The 19,036-nt window shown below is 50.1% G+C and carries 16 protein-coding genes and 1 pseudogene; 4 read left to right on the forward strand and 13 right to left on the reverse strand.

The features are described from left to right. Positions 1-64: 64 nt before the first annotated feature. Complete coding sequence (gene narU, locus ACJHYO_RS20735) at positions 65-1,453, reverse strand: nitrate/nitrite transporter NarU (protein ID WP_001207907.1); 1,389 nt, start codon at positions 1,451-1,453, stop codon at positions 65-67. A gap of 272 nt (positions 1,454-1,725) precedes the next feature. Then, a complete protein-coding gene (gene yddG, locus ACJHYO_RS20740) occupies positions 1,726-2,607 on the reverse strand; it encodes an aromatic amino acid efflux DMT transporter YddG (protein WP_000198214.1) in 882 nt (293 codons plus the stop codon). Positions 2,608-2,838: 231 nt separating this feature from the next. Here yddG and fdnG point away from each other — a divergent pair, with 231 nt between their 5' ends. Genes fdnG through fdnI form a run of 3 tightly spaced genes read left to right on the forward strand, consistent with a single transcriptional unit; the run spans position 2,839 to position 7,429 of the window. Then, complete coding sequence (fdnG, locus tag ACJHYO_RS20745; RefSeq protein ID WP_015912497.1) at positions 2,839-5,886, forward strand: formate dehydrogenase-N subunit alpha; 3,048 nt, start codon at positions 2,839-2,841, stop codon at positions 5,884-5,886. A 12-nt stretch (positions 5,887-5,898) separates the two neighbouring features. Beyond that, positions 5,899-6,783, forward strand: coding sequence for a formate dehydrogenase N subunit beta (gene fdnH / locus ACJHYO_RS20750; protein WP_001240584.1), 885 nt, complete (start codon positions 5,899-5,901; stop codon positions 6,781-6,783). Then, positions 6,776-7,429 carry a formate dehydrogenase-N subunit gamma gene (gene fdnI, locus ACJHYO_RS20755; protein ID WP_000045647.1) on the forward strand — a complete coding sequence of 218 codons (654 nt, stop codon included), beginning with the start codon at positions 6,776-6,778 and terminating at the stop codon, positions 7,427-7,429. Before fdnH ends, fdnI begins: the two co-directional genes overlap by 8 nt. A 228-nt stretch (positions 7,430-7,657) precedes the next feature. Here fdnI and ACJHYO_RS20760 read toward each other — a convergent pair whose 3' ends face one another. From ACJHYO_RS20760 to bdm, 6 genes are all read right to left on the reverse strand, one after another. Then, positions 7,658-7,942: a HigA family addiction module antitoxin gene (locus ACJHYO_RS20760; RefSeq protein ID WP_000781370.1), complete on the reverse strand. Its 285-nt coding sequence runs from the start codon at positions 7,940-7,942 to the stop codon at positions 7,658-7,660. Then, complete coding sequence (locus ACJHYO_RS20765; RefSeq protein WP_000605675.1) at positions 7,942-8,220, reverse strand: type II toxin-antitoxin system RelE/ParE family toxin; 279 nt, start codon at positions 8,218-8,220, stop codon at positions 7,942-7,944. Before ACJHYO_RS20765 ends, ACJHYO_RS20760 begins: the two co-directional genes overlap by 1 nt. A 185-nt stretch (positions 8,221-8,405) precedes the next feature. After that, the gene (gene adhP / locus ACJHYO_RS20770) at positions 8,406-9,416 is read right to left on the reverse strand and encodes an alcohol dehydrogenase AdhP (RefSeq protein WP_000642412.1); all 1,011 of its coding nucleotides are present in this window, start codon (positions 9,414-9,416) and stop codon (positions 8,406-8,408) included. A 133-nt stretch (positions 9,417-9,549) separates the two neighbouring features. Then, complete coding sequence (maeA, locus tag ACJHYO_RS20775) at positions 9,550-11,247, reverse strand: malate dehydrogenase (RefSeq protein WP_000433462.1); 1,698 nt, start codon at positions 11,245-11,247, stop codon at positions 9,550-9,552. 156 nt (positions 11,248-11,403) lie between these two features. Beyond that, positions 11,404-11,541: a stationary-phase-induced ribosome-associated protein gene (sra, locus tag ACJHYO_RS20780; RefSeq protein ID WP_000841554.1), complete on the reverse strand. Its 138-nt coding sequence runs from the start codon at positions 11,539-11,541 to the stop codon at positions 11,404-11,406. A 101-nt stretch (positions 11,542-11,642) separates the two neighbouring features. Continuing rightward, the gene (bdm, locus tag ACJHYO_RS20785; RefSeq protein ID WP_000495766.1) at positions 11,643-11,858 is read right to left on the reverse strand and encodes a biofilm-dependent modulation protein; all 216 of its coding nucleotides are present in this window, start codon (positions 11,856-11,858) and stop codon (positions 11,643-11,645) included. A 344-nt stretch (positions 11,859-12,202) separates the two neighbouring features. Here bdm and osmC point away from each other — a divergent pair, with 344 nt between their 5' ends. After that, positions 12,203-12,634 carry a peroxiredoxin OsmC gene (gene osmC, locus ACJHYO_RS20790; RefSeq protein WP_000152305.1) on the forward strand — a complete coding sequence of 144 codons (432 nt, stop codon included), beginning with the start codon at positions 12,203-12,205 and terminating at the stop codon, positions 12,632-12,634. Positions 12,635-12,822: 188 nt separating this feature from the next. On the opposite strand, the gene dosP is transcribed toward osmC, so the two are convergent. The 5 genes and pseudogenes from dosP to ACJHYO_RS20815 form a co-directional block, all read right to left on the reverse strand. Beyond that, on the reverse strand, positions 12,823-15,222 hold the full coding sequence (gene dosP, locus ACJHYO_RS20795) for an oxygen-sensing cyclic-di-GMP phosphodiesterase DosP (RefSeq protein WP_410232567.1): 2,400 nt from the start codon (positions 15,220-15,222) through the stop codon (positions 12,823-12,825). 24 nt (positions 15,223-15,246) lie between these two features. Beyond that, a pseudogene (locus tag ACJHYO_RS20800) lies at positions 15,247-15,411 on the reverse strand (diguanylate cyclase domain-containing protein); the annotation flags it as partial. Positions 15,412-15,788: 377 nt separating this feature from the next. Continuing rightward, complete coding sequence (locus tag ACJHYO_RS20805) at positions 15,789-17,108, reverse strand: family 10 glycosylhydrolase (RefSeq protein WP_000350355.1); 1,320 nt, start codon at positions 17,106-17,108, stop codon at positions 15,789-15,791. 130 nt (positions 17,109-17,238) lie between these two features. Then, entirely contained in the window at positions 17,239-18,774 is a 1,536-nt protein-coding gene (gene gadC, locus ACJHYO_RS20810; RefSeq protein ID WP_000246011.1) for an acid resistance gamma-aminobutyrate antiporter GadC, read from the reverse strand. Between the two features lie 155 nt (positions 18,775-18,929). After that, the coding region (locus tag ACJHYO_RS20815) for a hypothetical protein (RefSeq protein ID WP_000385218.1) at positions 18,930-19,036 on the reverse strand (107 nt) is incomplete at its 5' end.

A 19,036-nucleotide genomic window follows, 5' to 3' on the forward strand; every position in this document is an offset into this window, starting at 1 on the left:
GATCTGATGCCTTGTCGGACGCGACACGGTTGTAGCCTGATAAGACGTGTCAGGCATCGATCTCTTATTTTTGGCTGAACTTCCGCCGACCATAAACCAGCCAGGTCAGTAGCACGCAAACGATGTAGAAGATTAAAAACACTTTCATCGCGCCCACCGGAGAGCCGGTCATATTGAGCGACATGCCAAACGCCTGCGGAATAAAAAAGCCGCCCACTGCGCCAATGGCTGAGATAAAGCCCAGAGCGGCTGCCGTTTCGGTGACGGCTTCTCTTTGAGCTTGCTCATCACTACCGCCTTTCATCTTCACCCGATAAATGGTTATCTGGCGAAAGATGACGGCGATCATCTGGAAAGTAGAACCACTTCCCAGACCCGCGGTCAGAAACAGCCCCATAAATACGGCGTAAAATGCGATGAAATTACCGGAGCCTGTGCCCGGTAAGGTAAGGAACAGCAGGGCGCTGAAAATCGCCATAAAAATGAAGTTGATCAACGTCACCCGCACGCCGCCGAATTTATCGGAAATAGCACCACCAACCGATCGCGCGATGGCACCGATAAATGGGCCAAAGAACGCCAGGCGCAGAATATTCACATCCGGGAACTGGGTTTTTGCCAGCATGGCAAAACCCGCAGAAAAACCGATAAACGAACCGAAGGTGGCAAGATAAAGCAGGCTCAGCAGCCAGAGATGCAGGCGTTGTAAGACAGGGAGCTGGTCGGCAATTGAGGCGCGTGAACTGGCGATATCATTCATCCCTGACCAGGCGGCGATCGTGGCAATCGCCAGTAATGGCACCCAAATCCATGCGGCATTCGCCAGCGACATCACCGAACCGTCGGCCTGCGGTACGCCATTGACGCCGAGAAAGGCAAATACGGGGACAAAAATGACCAGTGGTGCAACCAACTGCATCACACTTACACCTAAGTTTCCTAATCCGCCATTAATCCCAAGAGCGCTCCCTTGTTTGGCTTTTGGAAAGAAGAAACTGATATTGCCCATGCTCGAAGCAAAGTTCGCACCTGCAAAACCGCATAGCAAAGCGATAACGATAAATATCCCAAAAGGGGTATTCGGATTTTGCACGGCAATTCCGAGCCAGACGCAAGGAATAATCAGGATTGCAGTACTAAAAACCGTCCATCGGCGTCCACCGAATATAGGCACCATAAAGGAGTAGGGGACACGCAATAATGCGCCAGAAACGGAGGGTAATGCGGTTAATAAAAAGAGTTGATCGGTAGTGAAATTAAAACCGATTTTATTGAGATTAACAGTAACTGCGCTAAATAGCATCCATACACAGAAGGCAAGAAGTAGACAACTGACTGATATCCAGAGGTTTCTTCGTGCAATATGCTTTCCTTTATTTTCCCAGAAGGCCGGATTTTCTGGTTTCCAGTCGCGTAAAAGATAACGACTATTTTTCTCATTTTGCAGTGCCATATTGTTCCTCACATGCACACATTGGTAATGAAAAAAAGACAAAACAGGAGGTAAGGCGCAATAGCCAGTTATTAGAATTAAGGATGAATCAGGTGAAGTGCTGATTAGAAGAATAGATAAGAAAGCGTAACTGCGGGGGCAGAATGTGGATTAAACAGACAGATATGTGTTACTAAATGTAACTAAAATGGCTTTCTGGTATTTGAAATTTATTTTTTAATATTGTCAGAATTTATCTGATTAACTGCCGGGCCGTAGACCCGACAATTATTTTAGCCACGACGTGTCGCCAGCCAGCAGAGCAGGGAACCGCCGCAGACCATTAGCGCGCCTTGCCAGAACGAGAACGACAGCGGGGCGCTGAGTAACACGGCTGCAAGTGCTGAGGAAAGGACGGGCGTAAAATACGAACCTACCGCCATTATGGTGACGTTGCCATGTAATATACCGACATTCCATGCAGCATAAGCAAATCCTAAGGTAAATGCCGCAGAGATGAGTTTAATCATGACGGGCGTGCTAAATACCATTTCTGGTTGTGGCGTAAGAAAATAGTAAACCCACAGACTTGCTCCCGTTAGCAGGACAAAAACGGTAATTCCGTTAAATCCGCGTGCGTATTTATTCGTTACTGTGCAGTAGGCTGCCCAGATAAACGCCCCAATGAACGCCAGGAAATAACTCAATGGGCTGGTGGTGATATTATTGATAATTTCATCATAATGTAACCCATTGTCACCGCCTAACACCCAGCAGACGCCGACCAGGGCTAATAATAATCCTGGTACAATCAGCCAGTTGGTTTTCTGACCATTAAACAGAATGGCAAAGAGAATTGTCAGGCTGGGCCATAGATAGTTCACCATCCCCACTTCAATCGCCTGATGACGGGTCGCCGCATATCCTAAGGAAAGCGCCAGACAGATTTCATAGCTGACGAATAACAGACTCCCGGCGAGTAAATAGCCTTTCGGGATCTGCCGAATACGCGGAAATCCAACCGTGAAGATTAACAGCAGCCCGCTTAATGAATAGATAGCAGCTGCGCCGCCGACCGGGCCGAGCCCCTCACTGACACCGCGAATCAATCCTACCATCGTGCTCCACAGGACGATCGCTATTAGCCCTATGAGCGTTGCTTTTTGTCGTGTCATGCTCGCTGTTTTGTCTCTCTTGCCGTTAAAAATTAAGCTGAATTTTATAGCATTTTTTTAACTGCCCTGTCAGGCAGTGGGGCGTTTTTCTACCGCTATTGAGGTAGGTCAATTTGCGCAGGCGGATTATTTTGTGGCAAACACGTGTTCTTTTTGATTTCGCGCAAAAAGATTCAGAATTTTACTGTTAGTTTCCTCGCGCAGTAATACCCCTGAAAAAAGAGGAAAGCAATGGACGTCAGTCGCAGACAATTTTTTAAAATCTGCGCGGGCGGTATGGCGGGAACAACAGTAGCAGCATTGGGCTTTGCCCCGAAGCAAGCACTGGCTCAGGCGCGAAACTACAAATTATTACGCGCGAAAGAGATCCGTAACACCTGCACATACTGTTCCGTAGGTTGCGGGCTATTGATGTATAGCCTGGGTGATGGCGCGAAAAACGCCAGAGAAGCGATTTATCACATTGAAGGTGACCCGGATCATCCGGTAAGCCGTGGTGCGCTGTGCCCGAAAGGGGCCGGTTTGCTGGATTACGTCAACAGCGAAAACCGTCTGCGCTACCCGGAATATCGTGCGCCAGGTTCTGACAAATGGCAGCGCATTAGCTGGGAAGAAGCATTCTCCCGTATTGCGAAGCTGATGAAAGCCGACCGTGACGCTAACTTTATTGAAAAGAACGAGCAGGGCGTAACGGTAAACCGTTGGCTTTCTACCGGTATGCTGTGTGCTTCCGGTGCCAGCAACGAAACCGGGATGCTGACTCAAAAATTTGCCCGCTCCCTCGGGATGCTGGCGGTAGACAACCAGGCGCGCGTCTGACACGGACCAACGGTAGCAAGTCTTGCTCCAACATTTGGTCGCGGTGCGATGACCAACCACTGGGTGGATATCAAAAACGCTAACGTCGTAATGGTGATGGGCGGTAACGCTGCTGAAGCGCATCCCGTCGGTTTCCGCTGGGCGATGGAAGCGAAAAACAACAACGATGCAACCTTGATCGTTGTCGATCCCCGTTTTACGCGTACCGCTTCTGTGGCGGATATTTACGCACCTATTCGTTCCGGTACGGACATTACGTTCCTGTCTGGCGTTTTGCGCTACCTGATCGAAAACAACAAAATCAACGCCGAATACGTTAAGCATTACACCAACGCTAGCCTGCTGGTGCGTGATGATTTTGCTTTCGAAGATGGCCTGTTCAGCGGTTATGACGCTGAAAAACGCCAGTACGATAAATCGTCCTGGAACTATCAGTTCGATGAAAACGGCTATGCGAAACGCGATGAAACACTGACTCATCCGCGCTGTGTGTGGAACTTGCTGAAAGCGCACGTTTCCCGCTACACGCCGGACGTAGTAGAAAACATCTGCGGTACGCCAAAAGCCGACTTCCTGAAAGTGTGTGAAGTGCTGGCCTCCACCAGCGCACCGGATCGCACAACCACCTTCCTGTACGCGCTGGGCTGGACGCAGCACACCGTGGGTGCGCAGAACATCCGTACTATGGCGATGATCCAGTTGCTGCTCGGTAACATGGGTATGGCCGGTGGCGGCGTGAACGCATTGCGTGGTCACTCCAACATTCAGGGCCTGACTGACTTAGGCCTGCTCTCTACCAGCCTGCCAGGTTATCTGACGCTGCCGTCAGAAAAACAGGTTGATTTGCAGTCGTATCTGGAAGCGAACACGCCGAAAGCGACGCTGGCTGATCAGGTGAACTACTGGAGCAACTATCCGAAGTTTTTCGTTAGCCTGATGAAATCTTTCTACGGCGATGCCGCGCAGAAAGAGAACAACTGGGGCTACGACTGGCTGCCGAAGTGGGACCAGACCTACGACGTCATCAAGTATTTCAACATGATGGATGAAGGTAAAGTCACCGGTTATTTCTGCCAGGGCTTTAACCCGGTTGCGTCCTTCCCGGACAAAAACAAAGTGGTGAGCTGCCTGAGCAAACTGAAGTACATGGTGGTTATCGATCCGCTGGTGACTGAAACCTCTACCTTCTGGCAGAACCACGGCGAGTCGAACGATGTCGATCCGGCATCTATTCAGACTGAAGTATTCCGTCTGCCTTCGACCTGCTTTGCTGAAGAAGATGGTTCTATCGCTAACTCCGGTCGCTGGTTGCAGTGGCACTGGAAAGGTCAGGACGCGCCGGGCGAAGCACGTAACGACGGCGAAATTCTGGCGGGTATCTACCATCATCTGCGCGAGCTGTACCAGGCCGAGGGTGGTAAAGGCGTAGAACCGCTGATGAAGATGAGCTGGAACTACAAGCAGCCGCACGAACCGCAGTCTGACGAAGTGGCGAAAGAGAACAACGGCTATGCGCTGGAAGATCTCTATGACGCTAATGGCGTGCTGATTGCGAAGAAAGGTCAGTTGCTGAGTAGCTTTGCGCATCTGCGTGATGACGGTACAACCGCATCTTCTTGCTGGATCTACACCGGTAGCTGGACCGAGCAGGGCAACCAGATGGCTAACCGCGATAACTCCGACCCGTCCGGTCTGGGGAATACGCTGGGATGGGCCTGGGCGTGGCCGCTCAACCGTCGCGTACTCTACAACCGTGCTTCGGCGGATATCAACGGTAAACCGTGGGATCCGAAACGGATGCTGATCCAGTGGAACGGTAGCAAGTGGACGGGTAACGATATTCCGGACTTCGGCAATGCCGCACCGGGTACGCCAACCGGGCCGTTTATCATGCAGCCGGAAGGGATGGGACGCCTGTTTGCCATCAACAAAATGGCGGAAGGTCCGTTCCCGGAACACTACGAGCCAATTGAAACGCCGCTGGGCACTAACCCGTTGCATCCGAACGTGGTGTCTAACCCGGTTGTTCGTCTGTATGAACAAGACGCACTGCGGATGGGTAAAAAAGAGCAGTTCCCGTATGTGGGTACGACCTATCGTCTGACGGAGCACTTCCACACCTGGACCAAGCACGCATTGCTCAACGCAATTGCTCAGCCGGAACAGTTTGTGGAAATCAGCGAAACGCTGGCGGCGGCGAAAGGCATTGCCAATGGCGATCGTGTCACTGTCTCCAGCAAGCGTGGCTTTATCCGCGCGGTGGCTGTGGTAACGCGCCGTCTGAAACCGCTGAATGTAAACGGTCAGCAGGTTGAAACGGTGGGTATTCCAATCCACTGGGGCTTTGAGGGTGTCGCGCGTAAAGGTTATATCGCTAACACTCTGACGCCGAATGTCGGTGATGCAAACTCGCAAACGCCGGAATATAAAGCGTTCTTAGTCAACATCGAGAAGGCGTAAGGGGGCGAACAGATGGCTATGGAAACGCAGGACATTATCAAAAGGTCCGCAACTAACTCCATCACGCCGCCTTCTCAGGTGCGTGATTACAAAGCAGAAGTAGCGAAACTTATCGACGTTTCCACCTGTATCGGCTGTAAAGCCTGTCAGGTGGCGTGTTCGGAGTGGAACGACATCCGTGATGAAGTGGGGCACTGCGTCGGGGTTTACGATAACCCCGCCGATCTGAGCGCCAAGTCCTGGACGGTGATGCGCTTTAGCGAAACCGAACAGAACGGCAAGCTGGAGTGGCTGATCCGTAAAGACGGCTGTATGCACTGTGAAGATCCGGGCTGCCTGAAGGCGTGCCCGTCTGCTGGTGCAATCATTCAGTACGCTAACGGGATTGTCGATTTCCAGTCGGAAAATTGCATCGGCTGTGGTTACTGCATTGCCGGGTGTCCGTTTAATATTCCGCGCCTCAACAAAGAGGATAACCGGGTATATAAATGCACGCTCTGCGTCGATCGCGTCAGCGTCGGCCAGGAACCGGCTTGTGTGAAAACCTGTCCGACCGGGGCTATCCACTTCGGCACCAAGAAGGAGATGCTGGAGCTGGCGGAACAGCGCGTAGCGAAACTGAAAGCGCGTGGTTACGAACATGCTGGCGTCTACAACCCGGAAGGGGTCGGTGGTACACACGTTATGTACGTGCTGCATCATGCCGATCAGCCGGAGCTGTATCATGGTCTGCCGAAAGATCCGAAGATCGATACCTCGGTAAGCCTGTGGAAAGGCGCGTTGAAACCGCTGGCAGCGGCTGGCTTTATTGCCACTTTTGCCGGGTTGATTTTCCACTACATCGGTATTGGCCCGAATAAGGAAGTGGACGATGACGAGGAGGGAAATCATGAGTAAGTCGAAAATGATTGTGCGCACCAAATTTATTGATCGCGCCTGTCACTGGACCGTGGTGATTTGCTTCTTCCTGGTGGCGCTGTCCGGGATTTCGTTCTTCTTCCCGACGCTGCAATGGCTGACGCAAACCTTCGGTACGCCGCAGATGGGACGCATTTTGCACCCGTTCTTCGGCATTGCGATTTTCGTCGCGCTGATGTTTATGTTTGTGCGTTTTGTGCATCACAACATCCCGGATAAGAAAGATATTCCGTGGCTGTTGAACATTGTCGAAGTATTAAAAGGCAATGAGCACAAAGTGGCGGATGTCGGTAAGTACAACGCCGGGCAAAAGATGATGTTCTGGTCAATCATGAGCATGATTTTCGTGCTGCTGGTGACCGGGGTGATTATCTGGCGTCCGTACTTTGCGCAGTACTTCCCGATACAGGTTGTCCGTTATAGCCTGCTGATCCATGCGGCTGCGGGTATCATCCTGATCCACGCCATCCTGATCCATATGTATATGGCATTCTGGGTGAAAGGATCGATTAAAGGGATGATCGAAGGGAAGGTGAGCCGTCGCTGGGCGAAGAAACACCATCCGCGCTGGTATCGTGAAATCGAGAAGGCAGAAGCGAAAAAAGAGAGTGAAGAAGGGTTATAATCTCTTTTGAGCTTTAAGCTGAAAATGGCGCTGTAAAAGGCGCCATTTTTTTATTGTAGACAACGTGCACTTTGTTCATGCCGGATGCGGCGTGAACGCCTTATCCGGCCTACAAACCGTTCAAATCCAATAGATTGCAGTGAACGTGTAGGCCTGATAAGCGTAGCGCATCGGGCAATGTTGCGTTTGTCATCAGTTTCAAATGGCGCTTTATAAGGTGCCATTTTTTTATTGCGTAACCAGACGGCGCAGTCGCGACACATCCACTGTTTTTTCTGCCTCTGCCAGACTCCAGGCATTTTGCAGATTCAGCCACATTTGCGGCGAACTGCCGATCACCACGGAAAGTTTTATTGCCATTTCTGGCGTCAAAGCTGCTTTTCCGGTCAGCAATCGGCTTGCCGTTGAGGGCGCAATTTCCATTGCTCTGGCAAACTCGCGCAGGCTGACATTAAGTTCGTCCAGTGATTCCTGAATAATGTCCCCCGGGCGGGGATGATTGGCCATTTTCATCAGTGATAGTCCTCGTAATCCAGTATGTATGCATCGCCATTGACGAATTCAAATGTGATTCGCCAGTTGCCCGAGACAGATATCGCCCAAATTCCATCGCGATCGCCGCTTAACGGATGTAGTCGGTAACCGGGCATATCGATATCAGCAAGACAGCATGCTGCATCAATCACAGCGAGTCGGTGGCGTAATCGTTTGACTTGCGTCGGTATAACGCCGGAGGTTTTGCCGAGAAGAAACAAGTCACGCAATCCCTTGTGTCTGAAATTCATTATCATCTCTTCATCCTTGTTCCCTCGAAAGGAACACTATCACTATTGTTCCGTACAGCGCAACAAATTTCGCTACGTTTTCGCGAATTGTGAGGGGAAAGATGGGGGAGGAAAAGAAGAAGAGTGAAATTGCGGAAAGCGTCTCGCAAAACAGGCTGCGACCCGAACATGGCAGTCGCAGCAAAGACCTCTTAGCGACGGAAATCAATCACCATACGGCCACGGATTTTGCCTTCCTCCATCTCGGTAAAGATGGTGTTGATGTCCGCTAACGGACGCAGGGCGACTTTCGGCACCACTTTGCCTTCGGCGGCAAACTGGAAGGCTTCGGTTAGATCCTGACGCGTGCCGACCAGCGAACCGACCACTTCAATACCATCCAGCACCAGCCGTGGGATGTCCAGGCTCATAGACTCCGGCGGCAGACCGACAGCCACGACACGACCACCTGCACGGACAGCATCCACCGCCGAGTTAAACGCAGCTTTAGCTACCGCTGTCACCACCGCTGCGTGAGCGCCACCGGCTTTCTCCTGCACAATTCTGGCGGCGTCTTCGGTGCGTGAGTTAATCGCTAAATCTGCACCCATTTCGGTTGCCAGTTTTAACTGTTCATCATTGACATCAATGGCGATCACTTTGGCGTTAAAGACATTCTTCGCGTATTGCAGGGCGAGGTTACCCAGACCGCCAAGACCGTAGATAGCAATCCACTGTCCTGGACGAATTTTTGACAGCTTAACGGCTTTGTAGGTAGTGACCCCCGCACAGGTAATGCTGCTGGCCGCCGCCGAGTCCAGACCATCTGGCACTTTTACCGCGTAATCGGCGACCACGATGCACTCTTCCGCCATCCCGCCATCAACGCTGTATCCGGCATTTTTAACTGAACGGCAGAGCGTTTCGTTACCACTGTTACAGTATTCGCAATGACCGCATCCTTCATAGAACCACGCCACGCTGGCACGATCGCCTGGTTTTAATGAAGTAACACCAGGGCCAACTTCTGCCACCACACCAATACCTTCGTGTCCCAGAATCACGCCGGTTTTGTCACCAAAATCGCCATTCTTAACATGAAGATCGGTATGACATACACCACAACACTCCATTTTCAGCAGGGCTTCGCCATGTTTCAGTGAGCGCAGTGTTTTATCCGTAACGTCAACATGATGATCCTTCGTAACAACTGCAGCCTTCATAGTTCCTCCTTTTCGGATGATGTTCTGCATAGCAGGTGAGGCAAATGAGATTTATTCGCCACTACCCAGTATGGATGAGATCTGAAAAAGGGAGAGGAAAATTGCCCGGTAGCCTTCACTACCGGGCGCAGGCTTAGATGGAGGTACGGCGGTAGTCGCGGTATTCGGCGTGCCAGAAATTATCATCAATGGCCTGTTGCAGAGCTTCGGCAGACGTTTTCACCGCCACGCCTTGCTGCTGCGCCATTTTGCCAACCGCAAAGGCAATTGCGCGGGAGACTTTCTGAATATCTTTCAGTTCAGGTAGTACCAGACCTTCGCCGTTCAGGACCAGCGGCGAATACTGAGCAAGCGTTTCACTTGCCGACATCAGCATCTCATCGGTGATACGTGACGCGCCGGAAGCAATAACACCCAGCCCGATGCCCGGGAAAATAAAGGCGTTGTTGCACTGGGCTATAGGGTAGATTTTATCTTTCCATACCACTGGATTAAACGGACTGCCAGTGGCGACCAGCGCGTTACCTTCAGTCCAGGCGATAATGTCCTGCGGTGTGGCTTCCACGCGTGAAGTCGGGTTAGACAGCGGCATCACGATCGGACGCGGACAGTGTTTATGCATCTCACGGATGATCTCTTCCGTAAACAGCCCGGTCTGTCCTGAGACGCCAATCAGAATATCTGGTTTTACATTACGCACCACATCCAGCAGTGACAGCACATCGCTGTCGGTATCCCAGTCACTGAGATTTTCGCGCTTCTGCACCAGTTTGGTCTGGAAAGGCAGCAGGTTCGGCATCTTGTCGGTCAGCAGGCCAAAGCGATCGACCATAAAGACTTTCTGCCGCGCCGCTTCCTCGCTTAATCCTTCGCGCTGGGTCTGGGCGATGATCATTTCGGCAATGCCGCATCCCGCTGAACCTGCGCCAAGGAAGACGATTTTTTTCTCGCTTAACTGACCGCCTGCCGCGCGGCTGGCTGCGATCAGTGTGCCGACTGTTACCGCCGCGGTGCCCTGAATGTCATCGTTAAAAGAACAAATTTCATTGCGATAGCGGTTAAGTAACGGCATCGCATTTTTTTGTGCGAAGTCTTCAAACTGCAACAGTACGTCCGGCCAGCGTTGTTTCACAGCCTGGATAAATTCATCAACGAATTCATAGTATTCGTCGTCAGTGATACGCGGATTACGCCAGCCCATATACAGCGGATCGTTAAGCAGCTGTTGGTTGTTGGTGCCGACATCCAGCACCACCGGAAGGGTATAGGCCGGACTGATGCCGCCACAGGCGGTATAGAGCGACAGTTTACCGATCGGAATGCCCATCCCGCCGATGCCCTGGTCACCAAGCCCCAGAATACGTTCGCCGTCAGTCACCACAATCACTTTGATATTATGGTTTGGTACGTTTTGCAGAATATCGTCCATATTGTGGCGGTTCTGGTAAGAGATAAACACACCGCGTGAACGGCGGTAGATCTCAGAAAAACGCTCACAGGCTGCGCCGACGGTTGGGGTGTAAATGACTGGCATCATCTCATCAAGATGATTGTTTACCAGACGGTAGAAGAGGGTTTCGTTAGTGTCCTGGATGTTACGCAGGTAGATGTGTTTGTCGATTTCGGTTTTGAATCCCTGATACTGGATCCATGCTCGTTCCGCTTGTTCTTCGATGGTTTCGACCACTTCCGGCAGTAACCCCAGCAGGTTGAAGTTACGGCGTTCTTCCATGCTGAAGGCGCTGCCTTTATTCAACAACGGAAATTCCAGCAATACAGGGCCAGCGTAAGGGATATAAAGCGAACGCTGTTTTTTTGTTTTTGGTTCCATGTCACTCACTCTTTTTTGAATATCCATCCCTGGGGGCTTTTATCGTCTTTGCATTACCGCCAGGGCGTCAAGTACCAAGTATAAAGCAGATAAAAACAAAAACACCATTGCGCAGGCAATGGTGTTTAATCGTCATTGAGGACTGATGGTTATGAATTACTTTTCAGCGGGGCGTTTTCTGCCGGTGGGATTATTTACCACGCTGGATTTGTCACCTTCGGTAACTATTTTGCGCTGGTTAGAAATTTTATGGTCCAGTCCAAGAATATGACGTGCCTGACGGTTCGATTTCATTTTAACTCCTCAATCCTGTTGCTAGTTTTAAGGACAACATCGCCGTAGCGAAGAAACACGTGCTAAACCCCTAAATTAGGTTGCCGATCAAGCATAGCACCTTAAAGCGTAGGGTGCTGACCACTGACCACATAATTGATCGTTTGCTGGTAGATATCACTGAGGATGTCGTTATCAGAAGCTTCCACCCATTTGGTCAGCTCCATGAGAATGTCATCTTCAGTGACAACACCGTGCTCTGCCCGAAGGCCTTGCTCAATGGCATTAACCAGAGCGGGTTCTGCTGTTGAATTTTCTGCCTGATAATAAGTAAACATAGTGATTCTCCGTGTCTGTGTATTTATGGTGTCTGCTACGGATCGCAGATTTATAAAGCACATTCAGCATGGCAAATATTTGCCGCTTCGTTGTTAAGATTAGTCCTGGTTGATGATTTTTATATTTTAACTCCATGATATTGATAGGTATTATTATTGTGATGAGTTGATTGATATTGATGCAATATCTCTTGAGTTATATATTTCCGGTTATCTATTGTGGAAATTTAATTTAAGTGCAGGAATTATATTTTCGCCGGATTTTATTCGGATTATCCTGCTTATCCTCGTGCTGTTTCTCACGTAGTCTATAATTTCCTTTTTAAGCCCACAGGAGAGCAACAATGACAATCCATAAGAAAGGTCAGGCACACTGGGAAGGCGATATCAAACGCGGGAAGGGAACAGTATCTACTGAGAGCGGCGTGCTGAACCAACAGCCGTATGGATTTAACACGCGTTTTGAAGGCGAAAAAGGAACCAACCCTGAAGAACTGATTGGCGCAGCACATGCCGCATGTTTCTCAATGGCGCTTTCATTAATGCTGGGGGAAGCGGGATTCACGCCAACATCGATTGATACCACCGCCGATGTCTCGCTGGATAAAGTGGATGCCGGTTTTGCGATTACTAAAATCGCACTGAAGAGCGAAGTTGCGGTGCCGGGTATTGATGCCTCCACCTTTGACGGCATTATCCAGAAAGCAAAAGCAGGATGCCCGGTTTCTCAGGTACTGAAAGCGGAAATTACGCTGGATTACCAGTTGAAATCGTAAGCGTTGCCGGATGACGCGTCAGGCGCGTGAATGCCTGATGCGTCAGCACAATCACATCAGGCTGAGAAGGGATTGTTCTGACATGGCTATGCGTTGTCGTTGTCCAACTAAACGTAGCGGAAATCACAGTATTTAAGTGACAGTGTCACGTTAAATAAAAACCCGCGAGTGCGGGCGAGAGGAATTTGTCAGATTTTCAGCGGTAACACGCTGCTCATCCAGCCTGGAATTTCTTCGGCGGGCAGGGGGCGGGAAAAGAAATATCCCTGAATAACGCGACAGTGGATCTTGCGTAGCATCTCAAATTGCTCTTTGGTTTCGATGCCTTCAGCCACGACGGTTAAATTGAGGCTTTGCCCAATGCTGGTAATGGCTTCGAGTAAGGCAAGGATGCGTTTTTCGGTCAGACAACGATCGACAAAACTTTTATCAATTTTGATTTCCGTTACCGGAAGACTGACTAAGCGGGATAATCCGGAAAAGCCTGTACCAAAATCATCTACCGATAAACCGATGCCCATATCGCGCAGGATCTGAATGCGCTTAAAGATTTCGGTATCGTGTTCCATCATCATGCTTTCCGTGATTTCCACCGTCAGCTGGTGGCCGTCAATACCCCAGGCGTGCATTGCATCAGATACCTGATTAGGCAGCTGATTACTGCGAAAGTGCAGCGCAGACAAGTTAACGGATAACGCCGGGATATGAATATTCTGGCTACGCCATTCTGCTAACTGACGGCAAGCTTCCGCGATGACCCAGCGCCCAATATTTTCGATTTCACCAATCTCTTCTGCGAGAGGAATAAACCGTGAAGGGGGCACATGACCATGCAGGGGATCGTACCAGCGAGCAAGGGCTTCGATGCCGTACAGTTCACCCGTTTCTGCGAAGATTTGCGGCTGATAAACCAGTTTAAGTTGGTTATTGCTAATCGCTTCTTTTAGCGCTGCGCCTAAAACCAAACGCTCTTTTACCATTTCGTTCATCGCCGGGCTGAAGAACTGCCAGCCGTTACCGCCATTTTTGCGAATAAAATCCATTGCATTGTGAGCAGTGGAGAGCAAGTAATCGCGGTTTTTACCCTCGTCGTAGCTGATGCCAATGCTCAAGGTGAGCGGGAATGGTTTATCGTCAATCATTATCGGCTTGCTGACCACATTCCGTAGCTCATCGGCGATCTGGGTAATGTTACTGACATCGTTTTCCAGGCTCACGAGGACAAAAGACGCACTTTCAATACGACAGAGATACTGATCCGGTTTGAGTTTTTCACGAAAGCGATTGACCACTTCCAGCAATGCCTGATCGGCCCACGCATAGCCAAGGCTATCAATCACATCCTGAATATGGTCAACACCGATGAGATACACCACCGGAGAGACGGCTTTGTCGACCAGGTCATCGAGGTAATTGTGCAGGTTATTGCGATTTGGCAGACCGGTCATCGGATCAAATTGGATGAGTTGTTCAATATGCTGACGGCTTTTTTCCTGTTCCAGCGCCAGCGCGGCCATATGCTGGCTGATATCTGCCACGCGTTCGATAAAGGCGCTGGTTTCTGCTCCTGACGAGGTTTTAATTTGCAGGATCCCCGCAGGCGCGCCATCGCGCTGACGAATGGTCGCTGACCAGCTTTGCGCATTTTGAACTTCTGCACCGTGCGAAGATGACGCCCAGTGTATCGGCATCCCGTTGCGCAGCGCGAACAGCGAAACATGCGATTCGTTGAGAACAGATTCGATGTTACGACAAATGATTTCCCCCATTTCATGAAATGGGGGGCTGCTGCACATGGCGGCGAGAATATTGCCTTCAAGCTGGCGGATTTGCCTTTCTTCGGTGATATCCGAGAATGTCATTACCAGGTTCTGCAGATGCGCGAGCACGTCATAAACCGGGCTGATAGAGGCTTTAATCCAGATTTTTTCACCGGTGCGCGTCAACAGCAGAAATTCGTCCTGATCGCGGGCGGTTTTCCATAGCAACTGTTGTAAACGAATACGGTTATCAGCAGGGAATTCTGGAATGTTCAGGAGTGTATCGGGCTGCATACCGCTGGCTTCGTTAATGCAGTAACCAAACATTTCGGTAAATGCGCGATTGCACTGCACAATATGGCGTTCCGGATCGAGGACAATCACCGGTCGGTCGAGATGGTCAACGGCAATAATCAATTGTCGGGTCTGTTCTTTTTGCGCCATTTCTACGCTGGCATCCCGTACCAGCGCCAGGTAATAAACTTTCCCCTCGGCGCTCACTTTCGATAGCGCAAAACGGGTCCAGATTTTACTGCCGTCTTTTTTCTCCAGCTGCAGCTCCCGACTCATCCCCTCGACGCGCGCTTTACCACCTTCACGGTTGTGACGAATGTATTGAGGATGCGCAGGACGCAAATCCCGCGGAATCAGCATATCAATGTTATTGCCAATGACTTCTTCACGTTTGTACCCCCAGAGCTTCTCTGCGGCGGGGTTGAAAAACATCACTTCATCATTTTCGTTAATTAACACCGCGCCCATCATATTTTGCTCAAGGGCGGGGAAAAAAATGCCATCGGCGGCATTATCCGCATCGGTTAGCTTCATGATTACCTCTGCATCCTGGCGCATCTAAAGACTGGCTTTACAGAGTTCAACACGGTTTCTACCTCGTCTTTTGGCGATATACAGAGCTTCATCGGCTATTTGAATGAGGCGCTCATAGTCAGGATGACCATTAAACATGGCGGCACCGATGGAAAGTGAGAGGGCAATATCCTCGCCGTTTGCGGCTTTAAAATAATGTCGACCTTTATGGTTAAACCGCAGGCCAAAATCAACCAAACACAACGTGCGGGATCGACTAACTGCACCATATTCTCCTGAAATATGAAGATATACTGAAAAGAAATAAGCGACTTAGGACAGTTTCAATCTACGCTACTGTTCTTCAGAAGAGTATAGCCCATCGTAATTATTTTTCGGTGACAGCGAATATCGTATGTTTTTTCATATTCATACATTTTTATTAGGGGGATTATGGCTGTTTAACTAAGTGTGGTTAATTGCGTGGTTAATTTGACGTATTTAAGCATGATTGCTAGTGGGATAGTTCAAGAGGGTAACAAGCCAGTGGGTAAAGCACCGGCTTGTTACAAAGTAAGAATGGGAGTTTAACTGCCCCAACGACTTTGCAGATAGCTGACCGCTTGTTGCGTCTGCGGTTTATTCAGATAGTCCTCACGGAACAAGATTGTGCCGCTAATTTCCGGCACAGCATCGTTAAGATCGAGCTGCTTTTTCAGTTCTGGTACGCCGCCGTTAATCATCCAGTCTGGCTCTATCTTTGAAGGTTCTCCTACTTTATAGAAGGCGATACCGATATACAGGCGGGTCCTGGTCGGTTTAACGACATCCGCCCACCATTTTGCCAACACGTCATAACGCGCGGCACTCCGTGAGAATGGCCAGTAAATTTGGGGAGCAATGTAATCCAGCAACCCTTGTTCCACCCATCGACGGGTATCAGCGTAGGATTCGTCATAGGCTGCCGCGCCTCGGGTATCGGAACCGAGCGGATCGTGTGATCGGTTACGCCACACGCCTGCCGGGCTAACGCCAAATTCGACTTCCGGCTTAATGCTTTTAATGGTGTGCGATACCTTCGCAATTAACTGCTGAGTATTGTTGCGCCGCCAGTCTGCTTTTGACGCAAATGCGCCGCCGTATTTGCGGTACGTTTCGTTATCATTTAGCCGTGAACCTGGTGACTCAGTATAGAAATAGTCATCAAACTGCACGCCATCTACTGGATAGCGGGAAACCACTTCCGCGACTATTGATGTGATCCAGTCCTGAACCTCAGGGATGCCCGGGTCGAGGACAAAGCGATCGCCGGACGTTCTGATCCAGTCGCGGTGTTGCACATAGACGCTCGCCGGTTGTTGAGACAGAGTGCTATTCAGTTCCCTGATAGTACCGGGCTTCGTATTAACCGATACGCGATAGGGGTTAAACCAGGCGTGTACTTTCATCCCACGCTTGTGGGCTTCGTCGAGCATAAATTGCAGCGGATCGTAACCCGGATTTTCACCAATCTTACCGGTCATAAGATCGGACCACGGCAAAATTTTCGATGGCCACAGGGCAGTACCATCCGGCTTGACCTGGAAAAAGACCGTGTTTATGCCGAGACGTTGCAGATGATCCAGTTTGTCGATCATCGCCTGTTGTTGTACACGTGCCCGGCTGGTGGGGTTACTAATGTTAACCGAGGAAACCGGTGGCCAGTCGAGGCGAGACACCGTGGCCAGCCAGATGCCACGCATCGGTTGTGACGATTGTTGCGTCGTGGCTGGTGGCTTTGAGCCCGCTGGTGGTGTCACCATGGACTCTGGAGGCGTGCTTTTACAACTACACAGTAAAAGTGCCAGTGCAACCAGTATCGCTGGTCTTCTAATCGCTAATTTCTCGTTTCGGGAGCAGATATCCATATGTGCTGGTTTCCGGTAAACAGATGTGCGCTCATTCTCGTACTTATCCCGGTTAAGTCAATACGACAACAAGCACGAAAAAGGGAGCGATGAATTATCGCTCCCTTGTCTTATAACCATTCAGACATGGTTAGTGTTTCTTGTCATTCATCACAATATAGTGTGGTGAACGTGCACGCGGGTGCAGGAAGAAGTGACCTTTTGGTGCGTTCTGACTGTTGATTGGCTCCAGAGTGACGCCGGTATTCGCTTTGCTTTTACGATCATGAACAGCATAGAGAATAAAGGGCAGGGCAAGTACCACCAGGAAACTAACGACCAGTAATTCAACATACATATCGGTAGAGTCACCCTGGATGTTATCCGGCGGCAGGAAGGAAACAATAAACGCCATAATTGAAGTCAGCAGACCGACAATAGCCACGACCAGTTTCACCCCTTTACCACCAGGGATATTAAATGTGCGTTTTAAGTCAGGATGTTTAAGAACCAACACAATGTAGCCAATAAACAGCATGAAATAAGCACACAGATAAATCACCACCGTCAGCGCCAGTGCGATCAGGAAGGACATGTTGTTACCGCCACCGGTATTGGTGAGGATGATCAACGCGATAGAAGTAATCACCAACTGCGAAATGACCAGCGTTACCGGTACGCCATTTTTGTTCATTTTAGCGAATGCCGCTGGCAGCAGGTTTTTCTGCGCTGTGACATACATCCCGCGAGAAGGACCAACAATCCAGGAAGCGATTTCCGCCAGAACACCCAGCAACAGCAGTGCGGAGATCACGCGAACCGTCCACTCAATTTCCGGTGCCACATGTGACATCAGAACGGTAAAGGTTTGCATTACCCCTGCGGAGAGGTTGATTTCATTACCCGGAATGACCATCGCAATAGACAAACCGCCAACAGAGCTTAAGCAGATTGCCGCCACCATCAGCAGTAACATAGCCAGTGGATAGTCGCGCCCGGGGTTGCTCATTTCATTGACGTGGGTTGCGGAAGCTTCAACGCCCATATAACTCAAAATGAAGGCAACAAATACAACGAGGGTGCCCACTTTAGAGAAGTCAGGGAAGAAGGTCTTCGCATCCATTTCGATAGCAACGGGGGCACCGGAGTGCAGATAAATAGCCGCTAATGCGATCAAAATAAATGCAGGTAACAGGATACCGGCGAAGAAGCCAACTTTAGCAATTCGCGCCGTGTATTTCGTGCCACCAAACTGCGTTAATGCCAGCGCCCAAAGAATGATGAGTGCTGCAATAGTTTTGGTAATGGGGTCTTCATTCAGCGCTGGCCATTTCAGGATGTAGGAGAGTGCTCCTAACACGAAATAGAGCATCGGAATAAAACCAATGGCGATTTGCAGATAGCCAAATGAGATCGCTGCAAATCCCCATCTCGGCCCCAGAGTATTTGATACCCAGGCGAAGACGCCACCTTCTTCCCAGCCGTCGACGGTAGCCATTTCCGCAGCACAAAGTCCCACGGGAATAAACCATAAAATCCCGCCTAATAGCAGGAAGAAGACTAATGAAAAGCCCGATGTTGCGAAGGTAGGGTATTCATAAACAGCCATTACCATCGATGCCGTTATGGCAAAAAATCCGAGTAATGTGAGCTGCTTAGCTTTACCTGTCTGTACTGATGTAGCCATATTATCCCCCTAAAACGGTATTCCTGTCGGAACCGCACCTGTTTTGTTCTGAAGCGTATTCAGAACAATATTTTCCGTTGCTAATGCCAGTGAACAGACTTTGGAAATTGTCCCGAAACGGCTTCGTTTCGGGACACCGTTACCGTTAAACGTTATCAGGTGTGTTTAAAGCTGTTCTGCTGGGCAATACCCTGCAGTTTCGGGTGGTCGCTGAGATATTTCAGGGAGGCTTTGTAGTCTTCCAGCAACAGTTCAGCAAAGT

It is taken from the genome of Escherichia sp. WS1118 (genome assembly GCF_046487695.1).
Taxonomy (GTDB): Bacteria; Pseudomonadota; Gammaproteobacteria; order Enterobacterales; family Enterobacteriaceae; genus Escherichia; species Escherichia coli.